This window comes from Methanosarcina sediminis (assembly GCF_052056915.1).
GTDB lineage: Archaea > Halobacteriota > Methanosarcinia > Methanosarcinales > Methanosarcinaceae > MTP4.
Window position 1 is genome coordinate 2,850,161 of record NZ_CP195119.1, and the last position, 21,101, is coordinate 2,871,261.

The following is a 21,101-nucleotide window of genomic DNA, read 5'->3' on the forward strand; positions in this document are numbered from 1 at the left end:
ATGAGAGTTACGAAGCGTTTCCTTAAAGGCAGGGAAGGGGAAATTGCTGTCACTGCCGAGACCCTGGATGACCTCTGGCACCTGAAGTACATCATTGAAAAAGGGGACATGGTCTTTGCTCTGACAAAAAGGAAGGCTGATGCTGCAAGTGACAAAATCCGCCCGGAAAAGGTTGAGAAGGTAAAAGTCCGTCTCGGGATAAGGGTGGAGGAACTGGAGTTTCACAAGTTTGCGAACAGGCTGCGGGTCCATGGGCCGATAGAGCACGGAATGGATGCGGGCTCTTACCACACCCTGAATCTCGAACTCGGGACTAACCTTTCCATTTTCAAGGAGCACTGGAAGAACGACCAGCTCCAGCGCATAAAGGATGCCGAAGAGGCAGGAAAACGCCCGAAGGTCGTTATCGTGGCAATAGAAGAGGGAGATGCGGATATCGGCTTTGTGCGCCACTACGGAATCGAGGTCTACTCCCATATCAGTCAGTCGTCGGGGAAGCGGGAAACAGGCCTGAGGGACGAGTTTTTCAGGGAAATTGTGGAACAGCTCAGGCATGCGGTCCCTGAAGACGCTTCCATCGTGGTAGCAGGACCAGGGTTTACCAAGGACGATTTCATGAAATACTTCCGGGAAGCCCAAAAGGACCTGGCTTCAAAGGCCATAACTGAGGACACTTCAATGATCGGGATGTCCGGGTTTCAGGAAGTGCTGCGCAGGGGAGCTGTGGACAGGATTATGCAGGAGTCGCGGATCGCCCGGGAATCGGCTCTCATGGAAGAGCTGATCAAGGAAATTGCCATGAGCGGGAAAGCTGCCTACGGATTTGCAGATGTCAGGAACGCGCTTGATTTCGGGGCAGTTGAGACCCTTTTGATAGCTGACGAAACCCTCAGGGAAGAACGGGAAAAAGGAAACATCGACCGTTTGCTCCTGGAAGTCGAACAGGCACAGGGGAAGGTGGTTGTATTCAGTACGGCTTTTGAGCCCGGGGAGAAACTTAATAAACTGGGCGGTATCGCAGCTCTACTCCGCTTCAAGGTGCAGGGCTGAACCGGAGCTGACTACTATTTAAAAAGTAACTATTCAGGGTATAGTTAGCGGTGCTCCGCTGAGCACCGCTAGAATAGCCTCTATAACTGACAGATTGTTCTTCCTGATAGTAGAAATATAAGCTCTAATTCTGCAGAAAGCTAGCGCTCCTTGTACGCTTCTGAAAGTTCCTGATATTTTCTGCTGTAACTTCATCATCCTGACATCTCTTTCTGCCAGATTATTCTCAAATGGAACTCTAAGGTCTTTAAGGAATCTCAGTATCTGTTCTTTGTATTTTATGAACCTATCAAGAAGATTCCTTGCTTTGGTTTTAGGATTCTTACCTCGTGTTCCTTGTTTTTCAGGGTTTAGAGAAGGTGGATTTTCTTCAATCCCTTTCATGACGATAGCATCGAACCTTTCTTCAAACGCTTTGACTTGCTCAAAGTCTAACTGTCTAACTTGCTCTTTGCACTCATCAGTATACCTTTTCATCTCATTGAAGAGTTCATTCATCTCTTTGGCCCATTGCTGTTTATAATTCTCTTCAATTCCAGTGAGTTCTCTCTGGAGATGAGCATTGCAAAGTGCATGTTCACATTCATAACTGTTGTACGGTTTCCAGCCGTCATGAACTGCTACCCCATTAAATTCCGGAAGAATTCCCATGTAATCCATTGCTTCGGCTCCTCTTTTTGGGTGAGGAAGATAACAGGTATATTTGTCAGTTGAAGCTACGTGAAGCCACTGTCTTTTTCCTTTGATTCTCATTCCAGTTTCATCACAATGGACTACAGGAGAAGTGATTATCTTCTCCTTAATGTCATTTTCGAACTGTTCTAAATTCCGGAAACATTCGTTTTCTGCTCTTATTATGGTAGCGGGACAGATTTTTATCCCCATGATGTCTTCAAAAAACTCTGAAAGCCTTTCATATGGGATAAACTGGTAGTTTTTACAGTAAACCGCTGAAGCTAAAATATTAGGACCATACTGGACAGGATATTTCACTGATTCAGGAAAAGTAGCTTTACTTGTATTTCCGCAGTGAGGACAGGTCTTAATTTGACTTCGATGTTCCGTAACAATGAGATTTACGGGAGGAATATCAAAAATCTGTCTTTTTTCATAAGCTTCAATACCAACATCCTCAAGAGTATTTCCGCATTCTCCACAGCAGTTTACAGAATGTTCTATGATCTAGTCAGGATCATTAACCATTTCAAGAGTAGTTCCCTGGTGACCTTCTTGACCTCCAGGTTTCTTTCCGCTCTTTTTGCGTCGACTCCTGGGATTAGGTTTTTCATGCAAAAAAACGTCAGTAGAAGGAGGTTTACTGCTATTTCGACTGTTTTGATTTAAGCGAGCTTCCAGAGCTTGCAACCTTTCACTAAGCTCTTTTATTTGAGATTCAAGACTCTCAATGTAAGCTACAATAACTTCAGGGTTTGAAGCACAGAGTGCAAGAATCTCCTCACGTTTCATAATCGCAAAAAGGAATCATGTTATATTCAATTTTTCCTCGGAACGAGGAAAAATTGTGTAGCCTTTACAAGGCTATCTGAATAGTTACTTTAAAAATTTAATTTTTTTCAGCTCGTTATTTAAATATTTTTTCAGTTTATGCTTTTTTAAACAGTTCATTTAATCCTTTTTTTCTTTAATTAAGCGCTTCATACCGTCTTTTTTTTCAGGCCTTCTTTATTGACTATTTGTATTTTTTGGTTTGTACTAATGTGATAATCCTTATCTGTTATTCATCCCCCATATATTTCTGCAAATATATTTCTCACTATTATTAATCTGTTCGCCAGTGGTGAGATTGGCGTACAATGGTGAGAATTGCATAAAATGATGGAACTGTATATAAAAATGTATAATTGTCGTTTTTAAAAACAAAACCCCTACCAATAATATTCCTCGCTGTTGTCAATTCGTTAGCTTGTGGTGAGACTGGCGTCCAATTGTGAGGATACAGTACAAAGTGTATAAAATTTGTTTTTAAAGACAAAAACCCCTAACAAAATAGAACAACGTGGAGTTGCGACATGGAATTCAAGTTTTCAAAAATGATAGCGGTAGCTGTAGCCGGGCTTATGTTACTAACTCTTTTAAGCCCGTCAGCTTTCGCGGTTTCTATAACCAGAACCATTTCTTACGATACCAGCGAAACCTCTTCAAGTGGACTTGTATGGGATGCGACCACTTTTGAAGGTTTCTACTATTCTGTGAACAAGAACGTCAATTACCTCAACGACGGCTGGGGTGAAAGGCTCTACTTCCAGGAGGACGCCGACAGTGACAACGGGCCTCTCGGGGATGATGAAGACCCTGACAACAATATCATCGATGAAGGAGAACTTATCTACGCAATCACACCTTACACCAGCACCTACAAGCTCGTATCCGAACTCGGGCTTACTGTCGATGAGGTTCCTGCCGATGTAGGCGGTACCTGCTACTACGAAACCCCGTGGTTCGGCGTGCCTTACGTTGCCGTTGAAGGCGATGCCACCCAGCTTGCCAGGCTCGTGTACAAGCAGGGCGGAAGTGACAAAAAGAATGTTAGGGCCGGAGAGAGCTGGGACCTTGGCTCTGGGTACAGCCTCGAGGTAAAGCAAGTCGATGTTGATGGTAACAAAGTCTGGTTCTCCCTTTGCAAGGACGGGGAAGAACTTGAGGACGGCATCATTAATGTTGACGGCACTGTCGAGAGCCAGACCTTCGTAGCCCGTGCTGATTTCGGTGACGATTCCGACCAGCTTTACTTTATGACCTACGTTGAGCAGGTCTTCCAGGGCAGCGTCGACTCCCTTGCTGTCTTCAGGTACACCTGGCTTATCGACACTGAAGATGTGCTTCTCATCTCCAGCGACGATGTCTACCAGGGCTTCAACGTTGATGTTGCCGCTGAAGACGGGCTTGAGCTCTCAAACGACGATTCCATCACAATCGATGTTGAAGACGACCAGAAGACCTACTTCACCGACTCCTGGTACTTCCAGCCCTCCGACGAGGACAAAGGGGCCGGTGGAAACGGTTACATCCTCTATCCCGCAGTGGATAAGGGCCAGCCCGGGACCTACGCCGTGAGGGGCATTCCTGTTGACACGGGCCTTACCTCTTCCCTGGACTGGAACCCGGCTACTTTCAGGGGTTTCTACTACTCTGTGAACAAAAACGTCAATTACCTCGATGACGGCTGGGGTGAAAGGCTCTACTTCCAGGAGGATGCCGACAGTGACAACGGGCCTCTCGGAAATGGTGATGACCCTGACAACAATATCATCGATGAGGGAGAACTTATCTACGCAATCACACCTTACACCAGCACCTACAAGCTTGTTTCTGAACTTGGACTTGATGCCGATGAGGTTCCTGCCGATGTAGTAGGTACCTGCTACTACGAAACCCCGTGGTTCGGTGTGCCTTACGTTGCCGTTGAAGGCGATGCCACCCAGCTTGCCAGGCTCGTGTACAAGCAGGGCGGAAGTGACAAAAAGAATGTTAGGGCCGGAGAGAGCTGGGACCTTGGCTCTGGGTACAGCCTCGAGGTAAAGCAAGTCGATGTTGATGGTAACAAAGTCTGGTTCTCCCTTTGCAAGGACGGGGAAGAACTTGAGGACGGCATCATTGATGTTGACGGCACTGTCGAGAGCCAGACCTTCGTAGCCCGTGCTGATTTCGGTGACGATTCCGACCAGCTTTACTTTATGACTTACGTTGAGCAGGTCTTCCAGGGCAGCGTCGATTCCCTTGCTGTTTTCAGGTACACCTGGCTTATCGACACTGAAGATGTGCTTCTCATCTCCAGCGACGATGTCTACCAGGGCTTCAACGTTGATGTTGCCGCTGAAGACGGGCTTGAGCTCTCAAACGACGATTCCATCACAATCGATGTTGAAGACGACCAGAAGACCTACTTCACCGACTCCTGGTATTTCCAGCCCTCTGACGAGGACAAAGGGACCGGGGAAAATGGTTACATCCTCTATCCTGCCTGCGACATAACAGTCGAAGCTCCGGAAGATGAAGCCGAATCCGAAGAAGTAGTCGAATCTGACGAAACCGAGGTTATCGAACCTGCAGAAGACGAATCTGCCGAAGATGAGACTGGAGACGAGCAGGTTAAAGCCGAGTCCGAAGAAGAGGACGAATCCGAAGCTTCAGAACCTGCCAGTGAAGAGAAATCTCCTGGCTTTGGCCTCCTCACAGCGATCTTCGGAATCTCTGCTGTTTGCTTCCTTGTGAGGAAGAAGTAAGTTAAAAGAATGTAAGAAGGACGAATCCGTAAGAAGAACGAATCCGTAAGAAGAACGAATCCGTAAGAAGAACGAATCCGTAAGAAGAACGAATCCGTAAGAAGAACGAATCCGTAAGAAGAACGAATCCGTAAGAAGGATATATTCGGGAGAAGGATACTGAAATTTCCTTCTTCTTAATTTTTTAGTTGTTTCCCTCCGTGATTTTATAGTTCGACCCGGCTTCTTTGAACTGGTTTCAATCAGGCCGGTATATTTTTTCATTCTTTTTATTTTGCTATTTCACTTTCTTTTCTTCACCCGGATTTTTTTCTTTCCCATGATTTTATCTTTATTTCTTTTCTTTTTCATTTTCTTTCTTCATTTTCCTTCTTTTCTTCTTCCCTCTTTTCCTCTCCTATATTTTTCATTCTGTTAACACATGTTTACGCCCGGTTTGCTTTTTTCAGATGTTATTTTCTTGATTTTTCGTTCAAATTAGTAAAACTTATAAATTATTGCAAATTATTTATTGCTACTTTCATCCAAGTTAATATTATCATGTGTTCATAATATCTATGTTGTTATTATCATGTGTATGGAATTCGATGAATGTGATGGTGTTGTTTCATGAATTGTCTGCCAAAAACCCTATATTTAATTCTGGCCGCTTTCACGGTTTTTTTACTCCTTGCCCCGGCAGGGATGGGGGCTTCCATACGGGGCCTCACTGTTGATACGAATGAAGCCTCAGCTGAGGAATTTGGCTGGGATGCAACTACTTTCGGCGCTTTCTGTTATCCCGTAAATAAGCATCAGAACTTTGTTAATGACAGCATCGCCTGGGGTGAACGCCTCCGGATTGAGAACACTGATAGCACTAACGGAGCCTTCGGTACTTCCGGCCCTTCAAACCACGTGCTTGACAAAGAGGAACTTGTCTATTCCACCAAACCGTTCTGTTGCAAATACAAGCTTGTTTCCGAACTTGGCCTTAGCGGGGATAGCATTCCTGCAGACATGGGTTCCGCCTTCTACTGGAAACTTCCTTTCTTTGCAAAACCCTATATTGCCATTGAGAATGATGCCAGCCAGCTTTCAAGTATTGTCTGCATGCAGGGCGGAAGTGACAAAAAAACCTTGAGAACCGGGGAGACCTGGGACCTTGGAAAGGGCTACACGCTTACAGTGCACCAGGTCGATACCGACGGGAACAAGGTCTGGTTCTCTCTCGAAAAAGATGGTGAGGAAATTGAGTCTGCTATTATCGAGGCAGACGGAACTGTCGAAAGCCAGGCCTTTACCGCAACAGCCGACTTCGGGGACGGTAACGACCAGCTTTACTTCGTTACCTATGTTGATTCCGTCTTTATGGGCAGCGTTGATTCTCTTGCCGTTTTCAAATACACCTGGCTTGTAGACAAGGATAATGTGCTGGTGATCGAAAATGGAGATGAGTATCAGGGCCTTGAGGTAAAGGAGGCTTCCGAAACCGGACTGGTCCTCAAAAACCCGGATACTATCACTATAGATGTCGATTCCGACAAAAAGACCTACTTTACGGATTCCTGGTACTTCCAGACCTCTGACGATGGGAAAGGAACGGGAGGTGTCGGCTATATCCTCTATCCGGCTATGGATCTCAACAATCCCGGGACCTACAAAATTAGAGGGCTTACCCTTGACACCGGGATAAACGATGCGAGCAGTTTTGGCTGGGATGCAACTACTTTCGGAGCTTTTTGCTACCCGGTAAACAAGCATCAGAGTTTTGTTAATGACAGTATCGCCTGGGGTGAACGCCTCCGGATTGAGAACACTGACCCCACTCACGGAGCTTTCGGTACTTTCGATCCTTCAAACCACGTGCTTGATGAAGAGGAACTTGTCTATTCCACCAAACAGTTCTGTTGCAAGTATAAGCTTGTTTCCGAACTTGGCCTGAGTGGTGACAATATTCCTGAAGATATGGGTTCCGCCTTCTACTGGAAACTTCCCTTCTTTGCAAAACCATATATTGCCATTGAGAATGATGCCACCCAGCTTTCAAGTATTGTCTGCATGCAGGGTGGAAGTGACAAGAAAACCCTGAGATCCGGAGAGACCTGGGACCTTGGGAAGGGTTACACGCTTACCGTGCACCAGGTTGATATTGACGGGAACAAAGTCTGGTTCTCTCTCGAGAAGGATGGCGAGGAACTCGAATCGGCTATTATTGAGGCTGACGGCACTGTCGAAAGCCAGGCTTTTACCGCAACAGCCGACTTCGGGGATGATAATGACCAGCTTTACTTTGTTACCTATGTTGATTCCGTCTTCATGGGCAGTGTTGATTCCCTTGCCGTTTTCAAGTACACCTGGCTCGTGGATAAGGACAATGTAATGGTCATCAAGAGCGGGGACGAGTATCAGGGCCTTGAGGTAAAGGAAGCTTCCGAAACCGGGCTTGTCCTCAAAAACACGGATTCTATCACCCTTGAAATGGATGATGGGACTTACTTCACTGATTCCTGGTATTTCCAGACCTCGGATGAAGGAAAAGGTACGAACGGAGGATACATCATCTATCCTGTGACGGATGTCACGATTGAGGCTGAACCAGCTCCCGAATCTGCAGAAAATGAGCTCGCAGAAGTAGAGATCTCTCCCGATGAAACGAATTCGACAGCAGATTCATCCGGATCAAAAGCCAGCCCTGCTCCTGAAGTCCGGGAATCCAATTCTGCTTCTTCCGAATCCGATGATGAAAGTTCGGAACAATCCCCGGGATTCGGGTTGCTGACCTGTATTCTGGGACTTTGTGCAGTTTTTGTTAGGAGGAAATAATTGTTTATTCATAATCTTTCCTTCTTTTTCCTTTTTTGATTCGTCATTTTTTGGTTTGAGTTCCGGTTCCTTTTTATATAATACACCCCGCTTCCGCAGGTAAAACCTATATGGGTTGAACCCCATTTCTGATCTCTTCCTATTGATTGTATAATTGAAAAAAACAAAATTGTTCTGAGAAATTATGAGCTGCGGTATTCGGGATGAAATTGTTTTGAATGATTTGTCTGAGACAGGTAATAATGGCCGGCTTTCCCGGGCTGTTCGGGTAACGAAGCTGGCGGTTTTTGTAAATGTTTCCCTTACTATTTTCAAGTTTGCGGCAGGAGTGCTTGGCGGCAGTGCTGCGATGCTTGCCGATGCGATCCATTCCCTTTCGGATTTGCTGACCGACTTTGCGGTAATCCTGGGCTTTCGGGCGGCTGAAAAGCCTGAGGACAGCACTCACAATTACGGGCACGGTAAAATCGAGACCCTGGCTGCGGTGTTTGTGGGGCTGATGCTTTTTGCAGTCGGGTTTGAAATCTTCTGGTCCGGGCTGCAGAAGGTGCTCTCTGTTGCGGGGGGTGCCGAACTCTCTGCTCCGGGCTGGATAGCCTTTGCTGCAGCGGTAATCTCTATTTTCTCAAAAGAGGGCATGTACCGTTACACAATTAAGTGTGCCCGGGACCTCGGGAGTGATGCGCTGGCTGCAAATGCCTGGCACCAGCGCTCGGATGCTTTTTCCTCAGTCGGGACTGCCCTTGGTACCGGGGGGGCTATACTGCTCGGGGGCAGCTGGACAGTGCTCGATCCGCTTGCTGCTGTTGTCCTGAGTTTTTTCATATTCAAGGTTGCAGGCGAGATATTTTACAAAAACGTAAACGAACTGCTGGAAGCTTCCCTGGACCCGGAGACCTGCTGCAAGATCGAAGGGCTCATAAGGTCTACTGATGGGGTTGTGGACTGTCATAAATTAAAAACCCGAAAAATAGGAAATGCCGTGGCTGCAGATGTCCATATTGAGGTAGACTGCAAGCTGAACATCGTTGAAGCTCATGATATTTCGACCCGGGTGGAAAAAAGGTTAAGGGAAGCCTGCGGCAATAACGGGCATTTTTCCATTCATGTGGAGCCTTTTCCGGATTCTGTACACGGCATGTTCCATCAGGGCACGGACCAGTAAAGGCTGGATATTCTCTCGTTTTTGAATTTGAGGTTTTCCCTATCTATTTTTCTGCCTTTTATGCTTTTTCTGTTTTTTCTGCTTTTATATCAGGAGCAGGGCAATAAATCCGCTCAGGAATATCCCGTCAAAGGTCCCCGCTCCCCCTATACTTGCAACAGGGGCGCCGAGGTTCTTTATTTTTCCCAGGTTCAGGAGGTCGGCTCCGATCAGGGTTCCCAGCACACCTCCCGTGTAGGCAGTTATAAAGCGGCACTGGTCAGCCAGGCATTCCGGCATCTGGAATATTGAAGTCAGGATAAATGCTGCAAAAGCGGCCGTAAGGGGGGGGAGCAGGGCAGGGGTTGCAATCCCCACTCCCCGGATTGGCTTTGCAACGGAATATGTTACAGCCGCTACGATTGCAATTCCTGTTCCTGCAAGGAGCAGGGAAGAGGGAAATTTTATGAGGAGATATGCGGAGATCAGGACCGGGATTACTGCCCCTCCGACATTTACGGCGAGCAGCGTTTCGTTCCTAACGAATTTGCGTACCGGAATCCTGTAGGTAACTCCAAAGCCCCGGACATAATTTTCCCTGACAACCGGAACGTCGGACTTGAGGGTTGCAACGGGCACGTTAACCCCGCTTCCCAGTAATGATAAAAGGAGGATCAGAAGGGCATCTTCCGCGGAAAAACCAATTTTCATGAACGTAGATATGAATACCCCGAGAAAGAGGGTGCCAAACCCGAACATTAAGATGATAATCAGAAGGACCAGGAACTTAAGGCTGAACGGGATATAAAACATTCTCCTCATGGATTTCCCTTCTTTTTGTTGATTGTGGGAATATATGGCATCAGTTATTATGAAGTGTGCCAGTTATTATGATGTGTGCCAGTTATTATGATGCGGGTTGTTAATGGATATTTGGGTTTTTCCGGAGGAATCAGAGGTATCTGGTCGCAGGCTGTACGGATTCGATGCAGATACTCTCTTTTCCGTCTTTGTAGATCCTGATTACTCCCCCTGACTCAGAAATGGTGATTGCGACTGCTACGGTATCTCTGCTTATGGCCGCTGCGGAAACGTGCCTTCCTCCCAGGCCTTTTTCAATGTCTATATTTTTTCCGTCGACGTCCAGGTAACGTCCTGCTGCGTGGATCAGGCCGCTTTCGTCCACCACGAAGATCCCGTCGAGCTGGGCAAATTCCTTTATTGATTCCCCGTTTTTCTTGTCCAGAACGTTTCGGTCACTTTCTTCCTGGCCTGCATAGGGGTTCAGGATCATCTGGTGGGAGCGTTTCAGCACTTCTTCGGAGTCACCTATGACAAAGGCAGTACCTATTTTTTTTCCTTCCCTTCCCGTAACTGCGATGTCAAATGCAATTTTCAGGACAGCACTGATTACTTCGGGTTTGACCCTTTCCTCGCATTCCTTCATGGCTTTTATAAGGGGGTTTTCGTCCAGGTTGTGCACTATAATGGAACTGGAGTCCCGGGTCTCGATTATCCCTATAACAATTCCTTTTTTCAGTTCATCGAGCACGTATTCGATGGCAACGGCGTTTTGCAGGTGTTCGATGTTACCGGCAGATTCCCTACTTAACTGGTCAATGAGCTCTCTTGCAGCGCCTTTTCCCTCTTTTCCGGTGGCGACCAGGTGGTCGATTATGCTTTTCGGGCGCATGGAGGTATAGTATATCGGGATGTCGGTCTCAATCCCTTCAAAGCTCAGTTCGCCGGAAACCATTATTGCAGCGGCATCGAGTTCCCTAGCCATCCGGGTTGCCGCCTCTACGATTACGCGTGCTCTGTCCATTCGATCCTCTGCTTTTTTTGTTTTTCCACTCACACGATTTTTTTAGTTCCTAACCCCGTCTTGAGGTTGACATTATGCGGTGTCGAACCCTCTACTTAAATCTATCTCTTTCCATTATAACGTTATATCTACTACATTATAATTGTTATGTGGTGTCCACATTTTTTACTTTCTGTCTTTTTTAATTATTTCCCTCTTTCTGTCTCTTTTCTTCCTGCCTGTCCCTTAAGCTTCACTGGGGGTGGAAGGTTTACAATGCGGCAGTAAGAGATTTTTCTCCGGAGTTTCCAGAGCTTTTGCATGGAAACTTTTTTCTTGTCTGTTTTTCTAATCTACATTGGTGAGATGCTTTGATCAGGACTTTCATAGCAGTTGAACTTGACCCGAATTTCAGGGAACAGATTCGGGAGATTCAGGCCAGATTTGCGGATTTTCCTCTGAAGTTAGTGGACCCCAAAATCGTTCATATCACTTTGAAGTTTCTGGGGGATGTGGAAGCATCAAAAATACCTTCCCTGGCTGACGCGCTTGATTCCATGATGTGTGAGCCTTTCGAAGCCGGGATTGAGGGGGTCGGAGTTTTTCCCAAACCTTCGAACCCGAAGGTACTCTGGCTGGGGGGAGTTGGGAATTTTAAGGCTCTCCATGATGAGGTGGAGGCTTTGCTTGAGCCTTTTAAGTTTGAGAAGGATAACAGGGAATTTACCGCCCATGCAACCCTTGCCAGGGTGAAGTTTCTCAACAAGGACCAGAAAAAAGCCTTTTCGGCTATCCTTAAGGATTTGAAGGACCTGAAGTTAGGGAGCATGCGGGTGAACAGGATAATGCTCAAAAAGAGTACTCTTACTCCGGAGGGCCCTATCTACGAGACCATGCATACAGTTTACCTTGACTGAAATAAGAATCTGAAAACCGATCATGGAATAATAATTCTAAAGTTGGTTCATGAAGTGTAAAACTAAAGTTGGTTCATGAAGTGTAAAACTAAAGTTGGTTCATGAAGTGTAAAACTAAAGTTGGTTCATGAAGTGTAAAACTAAAGTTGGTTCATGAAGTGTAAAACTAAAGTTGGTTCATGAAGTGTAACCTAAATTTGACAGATCAATTTTTTGGCAAATTTTAATTTGACACTTGTTATTTATGGACCATTTGTTATAATTTGTTAAGCATTTAAATCATTATATCTCATATTAATTAGTATATATTTCATGTTTTAGGCACGCTATGACAATTTTCCAGTAAAATTGCGCCAAAATTAGCCTCAATTTTTGTAATCTGTCAAATTAATTTCGGGATATTTTTCAAATTTCAACGTTTTTTCACCAATGAAAGCTTAAACTGTCAAACTTGGGGTGTAAAACTAAAGTTGGTTCATGAAAACAAAATACAATAACATATTATACAACAATAACAAAATCCCGGAAAAGGCCCTGGAAAATTGGTTTGCCAGGGGTAAAAATGAAAAAAAGGTAAATAGCCTCAGGCCTCGTATTCCTTGAAACCGCTGGAATACACGAGCCTGCGGTCTTCTGTTATTATCATACACTCAACGCCTTCCACAGTTTCGATCATTTCGAGTCCTTCTTTTTCCCCCAGCACAAACACAGCTGTTGCAAAGGCATCTGCATCAATCGCGTCTTTTGCGATCGCTGTGCTGCTTATAAGGCTTGTGGAAGGGTAACCGGTTCTAGGGTCCGAGATGTGGGACATCTTTGCGGATTCGTTAAAATAACGTTCATAATTCCCACTTGTTGCAACTGCCACATCCTCTGCTCTGATAGCCGTAACATATTCTTCGTTTTTATCGGGGTTCTGGAGTCCTACTATCCAGGCTGTGCCGTCGGGTTTCCTGCCTATGTACTTCCCGTCTCCTCCTGCGTTTACGAAGGCGTTTTTGATCCCGTTGGCTTCAAGGGATTCTATCGCCATGTCAACTGCATATCCTTTCGCAATTCCTCCTACAGCCACTTTCATTTCTGGCTGGAGGGTGACGTTTCCTTCTTCGATCCTGATCTCGGAATAGTTTACCAATTTAAGGGTTTCGTTAAGTTCCTCGGGGGCCGGGGGCTCATAGGTTCCTCCGGGGCTGAACTTGCTTTTCCATAGGTCAAGTACCGGCTGTATGGTTATATCAAAGGCCCCGCCGCTTATTTCGGAATAATATACGGAACGTTCCAGCACATAGATAAAAGCCGGGTCAGCCCCCTGAAGTTCTGCCTCTTTATTCAGCAGGTTCAGCTGGCTTTCTTCCTTCGAAGGGCTCATCAGGGAATCTACTTTTTCAATCTCTCCGAAAGCATTGTCTATGGCCTCATTGGCTTCATTTTCCTCTGAGGCATATACTGCAATTGTTACAGTGGTGTCCATGATGCTCCGGGTCTGTTGAAAAAGTTGAATTTCTTCTCCTTCTTCGGGGGCCGGATTTATGCAGCCTGATGCAAGGCTTAACGTTATGATTATCAATGCAAAAAATGCTGTGTACCTTGAATTCATGCTCTATCAGCTTCGATTATTTGTTTTTATCGTGTTTTTGATTTCCGATTTACTCAGGCTTAACCGGTACTCTTGAGACTTGATCTGGGACTTGATCTCGGATTCTATTTTTCACTCCGTTTTTGCTTCTGCTATTTGTAACTTTTTATTTTAGCTTCAGGCTTAATTTCTTTTTCTTTCTTTTCTACACATTTTTTTCATCACTTTTGCTTAATTTCTTTTCTACTTCTCATCTTCATATTTTTTATCTAAGTTTTTGGTATGATTTCACTTTTTTTCTTTTATTTTGCTTTATTTTCATTAATTTTTCTTCACGGTTTGCTTCATCTTAGTTTCATTTAGATCCTTTTTTCCTGTTTTTGAATCATAGTTTTTCTCTTTGAATCCGGTTTTTTCTTTTTGACATCAGATTTTTTTGTTCAGATCTGATTCCGGTATTTTTTTCCTTTACCTTTCTTTTTTCGGGCTTCTTTTGGGGTTTTCTCTACTTTTTTCTTTTCAGGTTCGTTGGTTTTTTCTCAGACTGTTTATTTTAATATTTATTTATTTGATTTTTTATATATTTTTTATGTAAAACCCCTTTATGAGGATATTTTTCCCTTTTTCGGGGATTTTTTCTAATCTCCTTTTTGCTTTACTGATGTTGAATCTATCCTTTTTTCATCCTTAATGTATAATCATGTTATTTTCTTTAGAAAGGTATATATATTAATATTGTGTAAATTTTAATTATATCGTGTATATTTTATATTATTTCATAATATACACGGCGTGTTATATATAAAGTATATATTTTTATTACTTTATACAAGTCTCTTCCATTCCCTCAAACTTATTTCGAAAGAAATAAGTATTACCTCGGGTAAACATTTCCAATTGAAGTCGAATTTAGCTTTGTTTTTCAGGAATAAAATGGACTATATCAGTAAAAAATGGAGACGCCGGTGATCGTAAAAAATCTTCAGGAAAGCCAAACAATACTGAATAGAACCTTTATGGCTGTCCATGACAGTTCCTTCTCCGAGTTTAGGTTTCCGTTTAATTGAATTCCTGTTAATTCCGTGATTTATATCTATTTGAAGATTGGAGGGAACGGTGGTGTATGCCCCTTTAGCCGTATACGAATCCAGCTTTGGGCGCCCCCGATCTTATAAAACTTATCATAAACTGTATAATGTATTGAATTTATTCAAAATTTAAACTTTGTTTACTCGCCAAGCATGAATATAACAATGTGAACAAAAAAAGAAAGAATGTGGTCGTTATGAATAGGTTAAATCTGATGGTGTCGGGAGTCGCTGTGCTACTTCTTGTGGCCGCTGGCGCCTATTCTTCTCTTGGTTATTCCGGGAATGATGCTATTGCATCCCACTACATGACCAAAGGAGAATGGGAAGATTCGGTCTGCGGAGGCTGTCACTACGGCGTCTATGAAAACGTCAATAATTCTTATCATGTACAGGTAGACATGGACCGGTGGTCTCCCCTCACGAACTTTGATCTTGAAACGTCCGGAGAGGACGCCTGGGTTGCCGAGTTCGGAAAGTATCACCCGGGTGGGGGACCACTTGCCGAATACGGTGTTGATGTCAACTGTATGATGTGTCACGAAAAGTACGGGCTCTATGACTTTGAAGCTCGGGCGGAAAAAATCGAAAGTGGAGATTATGCCAATGCAAACAAGGCTGCAATGGAAGTCTCAAGCCGCACTGCCCAGACTGACGCAATGCATCTTTTTGTATACAGTGGCAATATTCTTACCCCCTATCCCCTGCTGATCGTGTTCCATGACGGTGTGAATGGAGCTCCTAAAGATACCTCCTGTGCCCAGTACTGCCACAGCAGAGAAGTGGAAGCGCGGGCTGTTTCATGGGGTTCTGAAGAGTTTTACGAAGAACTCGATGTTCACGCAGAAGCAGGTGTTGAATGTGTCGAATGCCACCACACGGAAGCTTACATCATAACCTCCGATCACCAGATCGGGCGTGGAAATGTCTCTGATACCCCCGATATCGGAGAGAGCTATGATGATACCATGAGGAGCTGTGACGCTGAAGGATGTCATGCCGGAATCTCCCACGGGCCCTTTGCGGACTCGCACATGGAGTTCCTTGACTGTACGTCCTGCCATATTCCCATGCTTCCGGGAGGAGACCTGCCGGGTGGAACGCCCCTTAAGGCCTTTAGCTGGCAGAACGGAGAACGGGAAGACGTTTACTGGGAAGAGGACTTCCAGCCTGTTCTTGCCTGGTACAACGGGATTTCCGGAGATGTCCTGCCTTCCGTTGACACCAGGAATGACAGTGACGTGAAGCTTACACCCTTCAACAAGATTAACGGAACCTGGTGGGATGCAGGCACAGATCCTGAAGTGCTCGCAAACCCGGATACAAGTCTCTCCACTGGAGACCCGATCCCGGTGCAGTATGTGAAAGCTGCGGATGCCGACGGTGACGGTGAGGTCACAGTTGAAGAAATGCAGGCTTATGATGCCGACGGAGACGGCCAGCTGGATTACCCGAACGCCGTTTTGAGGACTGTAGAACTCTACTATCAGGTTTCCCACAACATTGTCAGCAGGGGAAGCGAAATGGGCGACCCGATGACCTGTAAGGACTGCCACGGAAGCGAAGCCGTAATCGACTGGGAGTCCATTGGTTATGTGGAGGACCCCGGAGGAGATTCTTCAGCAGTCAAGAGCATTGGCGTAACCTATGCCAAGCCAAGACCCGAAGAAGTTGAAGGGGAACCTGCATTGTAAGGAGGTGGCAAACGTTGAGTGTAATCAAACTTGATAAATTGCCTGAAAAGGTAATTTTACCCTTGAAGCAGCATGACGGGATTGCATGTGCCCCTCTGGTCAAGAAAGGCGAAGAAGTTATCATTGGCCAGAAAATCGGGGACTGCGAGGGGAGCGACCTCGCATACATTCATTCCCCTTACTGCGGGGCTGTGGACTCCGTTGCGGAGATGCCCAATCCCTCCGGGAAACGGGTCTTAAGCGTAATAATCAATCCTTCGGAGTGCGCTGACTCCGTTGATTTCATACCTGAAAAGGATGCAACCCCTTCAAGGTTACTGGAAATTATCAAGGAAGCGGGCATTGTCGAATACTATCAAAAGCCCACGTACCTTGCCCTGAAACCGGGAAAGAGGATTGACACCCTGATAATGAATGCAACTTTCCCCCTGATCACTAACGCTTACCTGGATTCCCTCGACAAAGTGCTCGAAGGGTTCAGGCTTATGCTTGAAGCAGGCGGGATCTCGAGGGGTGCAATCGTAATCCGGGCAGATGACAAGGAGTCCATCAAGGCTTTCAAGAACGCGAAGGTCGGGGGAAAACCTCTGACTGTTGCCCCGCTCATTGGAAAGAGGCACGCTGACTACTACTTCGAAGATTCGGATGACGAAATCATAGTGTTGGCCGGAGGCAAGATCACCTATACCCCCACTATGATGAACCTGCTTTCTGGCAATGTAATGGGCCGAAAGATCCCTCTGGGTTACGAACCTGCGGATGTGCATGTGGCAGTCTGCGGAGTAAAGTCAGCCAAAGCGGTATACGATGCCGTGTATGAAGGCAAGCCTTACCTTGAGAATGTGATCACGGTCACAGGAGCGGTTAATCGTCCCGGAAGCGTACTCGTTAAGTTCGGGACCCCGGTCAAAGATGTGATCGAGGCCTGCGGCGGTTACAAGGGTGAACCCGGAAAGGTCATTGTCAACGGGTCAAGGGTCGGAGTAGCTCTTTACACTGACGATTCCCCGGTTGCCAAGAATACCACGGGAATTGTTGTCCAGACAAAAGACGAGGTTCTCAGGGACGTGTCGTCTGCCTGCATTCACTGTGCCCGCTGTGTGGACGTCTGTCCCATGAACCTGCTCCCCGGAAGGATTGCAGTCATGGCGGACCAGGGGATGTACGAGAAATGCGGAGAATACTATGCATTGAGCTGCATTGAGTGTGGGGACTGTGCAGCAGTCTGTCCGGCAAAGAAGCACCTTGTCCAGCTCATCCGCTTCTCTAAGCTCCAGCTTCTGAAAATGTGTGCGGAAGCTGAACCCGCGGAGGTGACAGAATGACAACTTTTACAGTATCTCCTCCTCCCCACAGGAGATCGAAAATCTCTATCAAGACTCTCATGTGGGGCAGGGTCGCTGCCCTTGTTCCAATAAGTCTGGCGGCGATTTATTTCTTCGGATTCGCTGCACTCGGGAACATCGCTGCTTCCATTTTAGGTGCAGTAATTATCGAGTTAGCTATTGAAAAAGCGTTTAAATACGAGTTAACGATATTGGACGGAAACGCTGTTTACATCGGGCTTGTACTGGCTCTTATTTGTCCGCCGACACTGCCTGCCTGGATGATCTTCTTAGCGGCTATGTTTGCGGTAGGAATCTGTAAGCATGCTTTTGGAGGAATCGGGTCCTACGTTTTCCATCCGGCGCTTGCAGCCTGGGTTTTCCTGAGTCTTTCCTGGGCTCAGGACATGCTCCCCGGGTCTACCCCGATTACCAGCAGCTTTTCGGACATGATTTTTGAAACCGGAGCTGGATTCCTGGGAGAAGTTTCCCCAATTCTGGTGCTCCTCACCGGAGTTGCACTCATAGCCATGAAATTCATTGAGTGGAGGATCCCGGCCACTTATTTCCTGACAACGGTCATCCTGGCCGTGCTTCTTGGGGACCCGGTCTCCTATGTGATGACCGGAACTTTCCTCCTTGGAGTGCTTTTCATTGCTACCGACACCGTGACGTCTCCGGTTACCAAGAACGGAAGGATCATCTACGGAATCCTTTGCGGAGTCCTGACAGTGCTTTACGGGTACTTCTCAGGCAACTATGTGTGGGGTACCCTGTACGCACTCCTTCTCGCAAATGCAGTAGCCCCGTATATTGAAGTCAATACCCTTCCCAAGCCCGTGGGAGGTGTGGCGCATGAGTGATAACAAGGAAGTAGTGCAAGTTATTGTAGCAATGGTCCTGATTTCTGCTGTTGCGGCTGCGGCTCTTGCAGCGACCTATACCCCCACTCAGGAAGCATTAAAACTCTTACAGGAAGAGCAGCAGAAAGAAGCAATGAAAGCTATCCTTCCGGCAGCTGCGGATTTTGAGCCTGTAACCGGGGACCAGTTAGACGACGAAGGAAATCCGGTAGTTCTCTACTACCGTGGAGTTGATTCTTCTGGCAATGTTGTAGGATATGCGGTCAAAAGGAATCAGGTAGGCGCCCAGGGTACTATCCAGCTGCTTGCCGGAGTTTCGTCGGATTTCAACACAATAACGGGAGTGCAGGTGTTGAAACATTCCGAAACTCCTGGTCTCGGAGCCCTGATTGTAACTCCTGAATTCCAGGGACAGTTCTCGGACAAGCCGTTGTCCGACGTGAGCCTGAAGAGTAATGGTGGACAGATCGATGCCCTTACCGGAGCCACGATCTCTTCACAGGCCGTGGTGGATGCCCTGCACGGGGCAACGGATTACGTAGCCGCACAGGAGGGTTGAACATGAATCCGTTAAGTGAATTTATACGTGGAATTACCAAGGACAACCCGACCTTCGGGCTCGTGCTTGGGCTCTGTCCGACCCTTGCGGTCACGACATCTGTGGAAAATGGGATCGGAATGGCTATGGGGACTCTGTTTGTGCTGGTCGGCTCAAACGTGATGGTCTCTGCAATCAGGAATCATATCCCCGGGGCAGTCCGTCTTCCCATTGAAATCATTGTCATTGCAACCTTCGTTACGATCGTTGACATGGTGATGGAAGCGTTTACGCCGGCTTTGTATGAATCGCTAGGTGTGTTCATTCCCCTTATCGTGGTCAACTGTATTGTTATCGGAAGGGCTGAAGCCTATGCCCTGAAGAACGGGGTCTTTTACTCAACCATTGATGCCTTTGGTGAGGGCACCGGTTTCCTGCTCGTGCTGATGCTTATCGGCGGGATCCGTGAATTCCTCGGGACCGGTATCATCGACCCATTCGGGATCACAGTGATCAATGCGAGTGCATTCATGAACCCTGCAATGTTCATGATCCTGTCTCCGGGTGCCTTCCTTACAATCTCAGTACTGATGACGATGGTGAACTATCGCAAGCAGCAGAAAGCTGCAAAGGGTGGTTAAAATGGTGGAAAAGGCCTTATTTACAATCCTGCTTGAAGGAGTGTTTGTCAAGAACTTCCTTCTCATCCAGTTCCTGGGTCTATGTTCCTTCGTGGGTGTGACCAAGGATGTTAAAAGCGCTACAGGGATGTCAGGAGCTGTGGTCTTCGTCATGGCGATGGCTGCAACCGTATCCTTTGCGCTGTTTAATTACGTGTTAGTTCCCCTTAAGCTGGAGTTCCTGCGGACCATCGCCTTCATTGTGGTTATCGCAGCGCTCGTGCAGCTTGTGGAGTTCATCGTAAGAAAGCACGTGCCTGCACTCTACCGTTCACTTGGTATCTACCTGCCCCTGATCACCACCAACTGTGCGGTGCTCGGTGCGGTGCTCCTTAACGTCATGAATGACTACAACTTCATCCAGAGCGTTACTTTCGGAGTTGCAGCAGGGCTCGGGTACACCGTTGCCATGCTCATGATGGCTGGAATCCGCGAGCGGAGTAACATCGTAAACGTGCCGAAGGCTGTGGGAAGAGGCGTTACATACGCTTTCTTCGTCGCAACGATCATGTCCATGTCCTTCGTGAACTTCTTCGGGGTGATTCCGCTTGAGTGATGTACTTATAAACTCCGTAGCAGTTCTGGCGGGCCTCGGGTTTGCGGTCGGCGCAATGCTGGTCGCTGCTTCCAGGATCTTTAAAATCGATTCCAACCCCCTTATCGATGAGGTTGCGGAACTCCTGCCCGGAGCAAACTGTGGTGGCTGTGGGTATGCAGGATGTGCTGCCTGCGCAGAGGCGATCGTCGAAAGCGGAGCTCCCATAAATAGCTGTCCGGTGGGCGGTTTTGAGACTGCAAAGGAAATCGGCGCTCTCATGGGACAGGAAGTTGCGGAGTCCGAACCCGAGTACCCCTTTGTCCGCTGTAACGGCGGAAAGAGCTGTGTTACCCTCTTTGATTACGAAGGGGTGGACGGTTGTAAGGCTGCTCTGATGCTCTGTGACTCCAGAAAGGGTTGTTCCTACGGCTGTCTAGGGCTCGGGACCTGTGTCCGTGCCTGCCAGTTCGATGCCCTGTCCATGGGAGAAGACGGCTTTCCGCACGTGAACAAGAACCTCTGTACAAGCTGTGGGAACTGTATTGCAGCCTGCCCGAACGAAATCCTCACCTTTGCCAAGGACTCGGAGAAAGTGCATGTGCTCTGTCGCTCCCACGACAAGGGTAAGCAGGTCAAGGCAGTCTGTGAGAACGGCTGTATCGGCTGTAAGAAATGTGAAAAGGAATGCCCGGAAGGGGCTATCAAGGTCACCAATTTCCTGGCCGAAATCGATCAGGAAAAGTGTACTGGCTGCGGAGCGTGTGCCGCTGTCTGTCCGCAGGGAATAATCGAGGTCCGGTAATCTCCGGCCCGATTTTCCCTTTTGGCTTTGAAA

Annotated in this window: 15 protein-coding genes and 1 pseudogene; 12 read left to right on the forward strand and 4 right to left on the reverse strand. The window is 46.8% G+C overall.

Translation table 11 applies throughout. The annotated features are described in order from the left end of the window. Complete coding sequence (locus ACSAZK_RS12400; protein ID WP_440954424.1) at positions 1-1,050, forward strand: mRNA surveillance protein pelota; 1,050 nt, start codon at positions 1-3, stop codon at positions 1,048-1,050. Positions 1,051-1,083: 33 nt separating this feature from the next. Here the strand turns inward: ACSAZK_RS12400 and tnpC are convergent. After that, a pseudogene (gene tnpC, locus ACSAZK_RS12405) lies at positions 1,084-2,520 on the reverse strand (IS66 family transposase). 560 nt (positions 2,521-3,080) lie between these two features. On the opposite strand from tnpC, the gene ACSAZK_RS12410 reads away from it, so the two are divergent. The 3 genes from ACSAZK_RS12410 (at position 3,081) to ACSAZK_RS12420 (ending at position 9,264) form a co-directional block, all read left to right on the forward strand. Continuing rightward, positions 3,081-5,294 (forward strand): S-layer protein domain-containing protein, encoded by a 2,214-nt coding sequence (locus ACSAZK_RS12410; RefSeq protein WP_440954425.1) that lies wholly within the window; start codon positions 3,081-3,083, stop codon positions 5,292-5,294. A 609-nt stretch (positions 5,295-5,903) separates the two neighbouring features. Continuing rightward, a complete protein-coding gene (locus ACSAZK_RS12415; RefSeq protein WP_440954426.1) occupies positions 5,904-8,099 on the forward strand; it encodes an S-layer protein domain-containing protein in 2,196 nt (731 codons plus the stop codon). Between the two features lie 184 nt (positions 8,100-8,283). Further along, positions 8,284-9,264 carry a cation diffusion facilitator family transporter gene (locus tag ACSAZK_RS12420; RefSeq protein WP_440954427.1) on the forward strand — a complete coding sequence of 327 codons (981 nt, stop codon included), beginning with the start codon at positions 8,284-8,286 and terminating at the stop codon, positions 9,262-9,264. A gap of 84 nt (positions 9,265-9,348) precedes the next feature. On the opposite strand, the gene ACSAZK_RS12425 is transcribed toward ACSAZK_RS12420, so the two are convergent. Next, the gene (locus ACSAZK_RS12425) at positions 9,349-10,065 is read right to left on the reverse strand and encodes a DUF1614 domain-containing protein (RefSeq protein ID WP_440954428.1); all 717 of its coding nucleotides are present in this window, start codon (positions 10,063-10,065) and stop codon (positions 9,349-9,351) included. A 130-nt stretch (positions 10,066-10,195) separates the two neighbouring features. Then, positions 10,196-11,068, reverse strand: a complete 873-nt coding sequence (locus tag ACSAZK_RS12430) for a DNA integrity scanning protein DisA nucleotide-binding domain protein (RefSeq protein WP_440954429.1) — start codon at positions 11,066-11,068, stop codon at positions 10,196-10,198. Positions 11,069-11,418: 350 nt separating this feature from the next. Here ACSAZK_RS12430 and thpR point away from each other — a divergent pair, with 350 nt between their 5' ends. Then, positions 11,419-11,964: an RNA 2',3'-cyclic phosphodiesterase gene (thpR, locus tag ACSAZK_RS12435; RefSeq protein WP_440954430.1), complete on the forward strand. Its 546-nt coding sequence runs from the start codon at positions 11,419-11,421 to the stop codon at positions 11,962-11,964. A gap of 583 nt (positions 11,965-12,547) precedes the next feature. On the opposite strand, the gene ACSAZK_RS12440 is transcribed toward thpR, so the two are convergent. After that, complete coding sequence (locus ACSAZK_RS12440; RefSeq protein WP_440954431.1) at positions 12,548-13,561, reverse strand: FAD:protein FMN transferase; 1,014 nt, start codon at positions 13,559-13,561, stop codon at positions 12,548-12,550. A 1,282-nt stretch (positions 13,562-14,843) separates the two neighbouring features. On the opposite strand from ACSAZK_RS12440, the gene mmcA reads away from it, so the two are divergent. From mmcA to ACSAZK_RS12475, 7 genes are read left to right on the forward strand one after another with little or no spacing between them, the layout of a single operon-like run. Then, positions 14,844-16,322: a methanogenesis multiheme c-type cytochrome gene (gene mmcA / locus ACSAZK_RS12445; RefSeq protein ID WP_440954432.1), complete on the forward strand. Its 1,479-nt coding sequence runs from the start codon at positions 14,844-14,846 to the stop codon at positions 16,320-16,322. Between the two features lie 14 nt (positions 16,323-16,336). Further along, on the forward strand, positions 16,337-17,647 hold the full coding sequence (rnfC, locus tag ACSAZK_RS12450; RefSeq protein ID WP_440954433.1) for an Rnf electron transport complex subunit RnfC: 1,311 nt from the start codon (positions 16,337-16,339) through the stop codon (positions 17,645-17,647). Further along, positions 17,644-18,510, forward strand: a complete 867-nt coding sequence (rnfD, locus tag ACSAZK_RS12455) for an Rnf electron transport complex subunit RnfD (RefSeq protein ID WP_440954434.1) — start codon at positions 17,644-17,646, stop codon at positions 18,508-18,510. Before rnfC ends, rnfD begins: the two co-directional genes overlap by 4 nt. Beyond that, entirely contained in the window at positions 18,503-19,069 is a 567-nt protein-coding gene (rnfG, locus tag ACSAZK_RS12460; RefSeq protein WP_440954435.1) for an Rnf electron transport complex subunit RnfG, read from the forward strand. Before rnfD ends, rnfG begins: the two co-directional genes overlap by 8 nt. A 2-nt stretch (positions 19,070-19,071) precedes the next feature. Then, on the forward strand, positions 19,072-19,689 hold the full coding sequence (rnfE, locus tag ACSAZK_RS12465) for an Rnf electron transport complex subunit RnfE (RefSeq protein WP_440954436.1): 618 nt from the start codon (positions 19,072-19,074) through the stop codon (positions 19,687-19,689). Between the two features lies 1 nt (position 19,690). After that, positions 19,691-20,284: an Rnf electron transport complex subunit RnfA gene (gene rnfA / locus ACSAZK_RS12470; RefSeq protein ID WP_440954437.1), complete on the forward strand. Its 594-nt coding sequence runs from the start codon at positions 19,691-19,693 to the stop codon at positions 20,282-20,284. After that, positions 20,277-21,068: a Fe-S cluster domain-containing protein gene (locus tag ACSAZK_RS12475; RefSeq protein WP_440954438.1), complete on the forward strand. Its 792-nt coding sequence runs from the start codon at positions 20,277-20,279 to the stop codon at positions 21,066-21,068. The genes rnfA and ACSAZK_RS12475 overlap by 8 nt, the downstream gene beginning before the upstream one ends. The last annotated feature ends 33 nt before the right edge of the window (positions 21,069-21,101 follow it).

Excerpts from the sequence above, each read along its gene's own strand:
- ACSAZK_RS12400 (WP_440954424.1), top strand. The coding sequence starts at position 1 with ATGAGAGTTACGAAGCGTTTCCTTAAAGGCAGGGAAGGGGAAATTGCT.
- ACSAZK_RS12410 (WP_440954425.1), top strand. The coding sequence starts at position 3,081 with ATGGAATTCAAGTTTTCAAAAATGATAGCGGTAGCTGTAGCCGGGCTT.
- ACSAZK_RS12415 (WP_440954426.1), top strand. The coding sequence starts at position 5,904 with ATGAATTGTCTGCCAAAAACCCTATATTTAATTCTGGCCGCTTTCACG.
- ACSAZK_RS12420 (WP_440954427.1), top strand. The coding sequence starts at position 8,284 with ATGAGCTGCGGTATTCGGGATGAAATTGTTTTGAATGATTTGTCTGAG.
- ACSAZK_RS12425 (WP_440954428.1), bottom strand. The coding sequence starts at position 10,065 with ATGAGGAGAATGTTTTATATCCCGTTCAGCCTTAAGTTCCTGGTCCTT.
- ACSAZK_RS12430 (WP_440954429.1), bottom strand. The coding sequence starts at position 11,068 with ATGGACAGAGCACGCGTAATCGTAGAGGCGGCAACCCGGATGGCTAGG.
- ACSAZK_RS12440 (WP_440954431.1), bottom strand. The coding sequence starts at position 13,561 with ATGAATTCAAGGTACACAGCATTTTTTGCATTGATAATCATAACGTTA.
- mmcA (WP_440954432.1), top strand. The coding sequence starts at position 14,844 with ATGGTGTCGGGAGTCGCTGTGCTACTTCTTGTGGCCGCTGGCGCCTAT.
- rnfD (WP_440954434.1), top strand. The coding sequence starts at position 17,644 with ATGACAACTTTTACAGTATCTCCTCCTCCCCACAGGAGATCGAAAATC.
- rnfG (WP_440954435.1), top strand. The coding sequence starts at position 18,503 with ATGAGTGATAACAAGGAAGTAGTGCAAGTTATTGTAGCAATGGTCCTG.
- rnfE (WP_440954436.1), top strand. The coding sequence starts at position 19,072 with ATGAATCCGTTAAGTGAATTTATACGTGGAATTACCAAGGACAACCCG.
- rnfA (WP_440954437.1), top strand. The coding sequence starts at position 19,691 with ATGGTGGAAAAGGCCTTATTTACAATCCTGCTTGAAGGAGTGTTTGTC.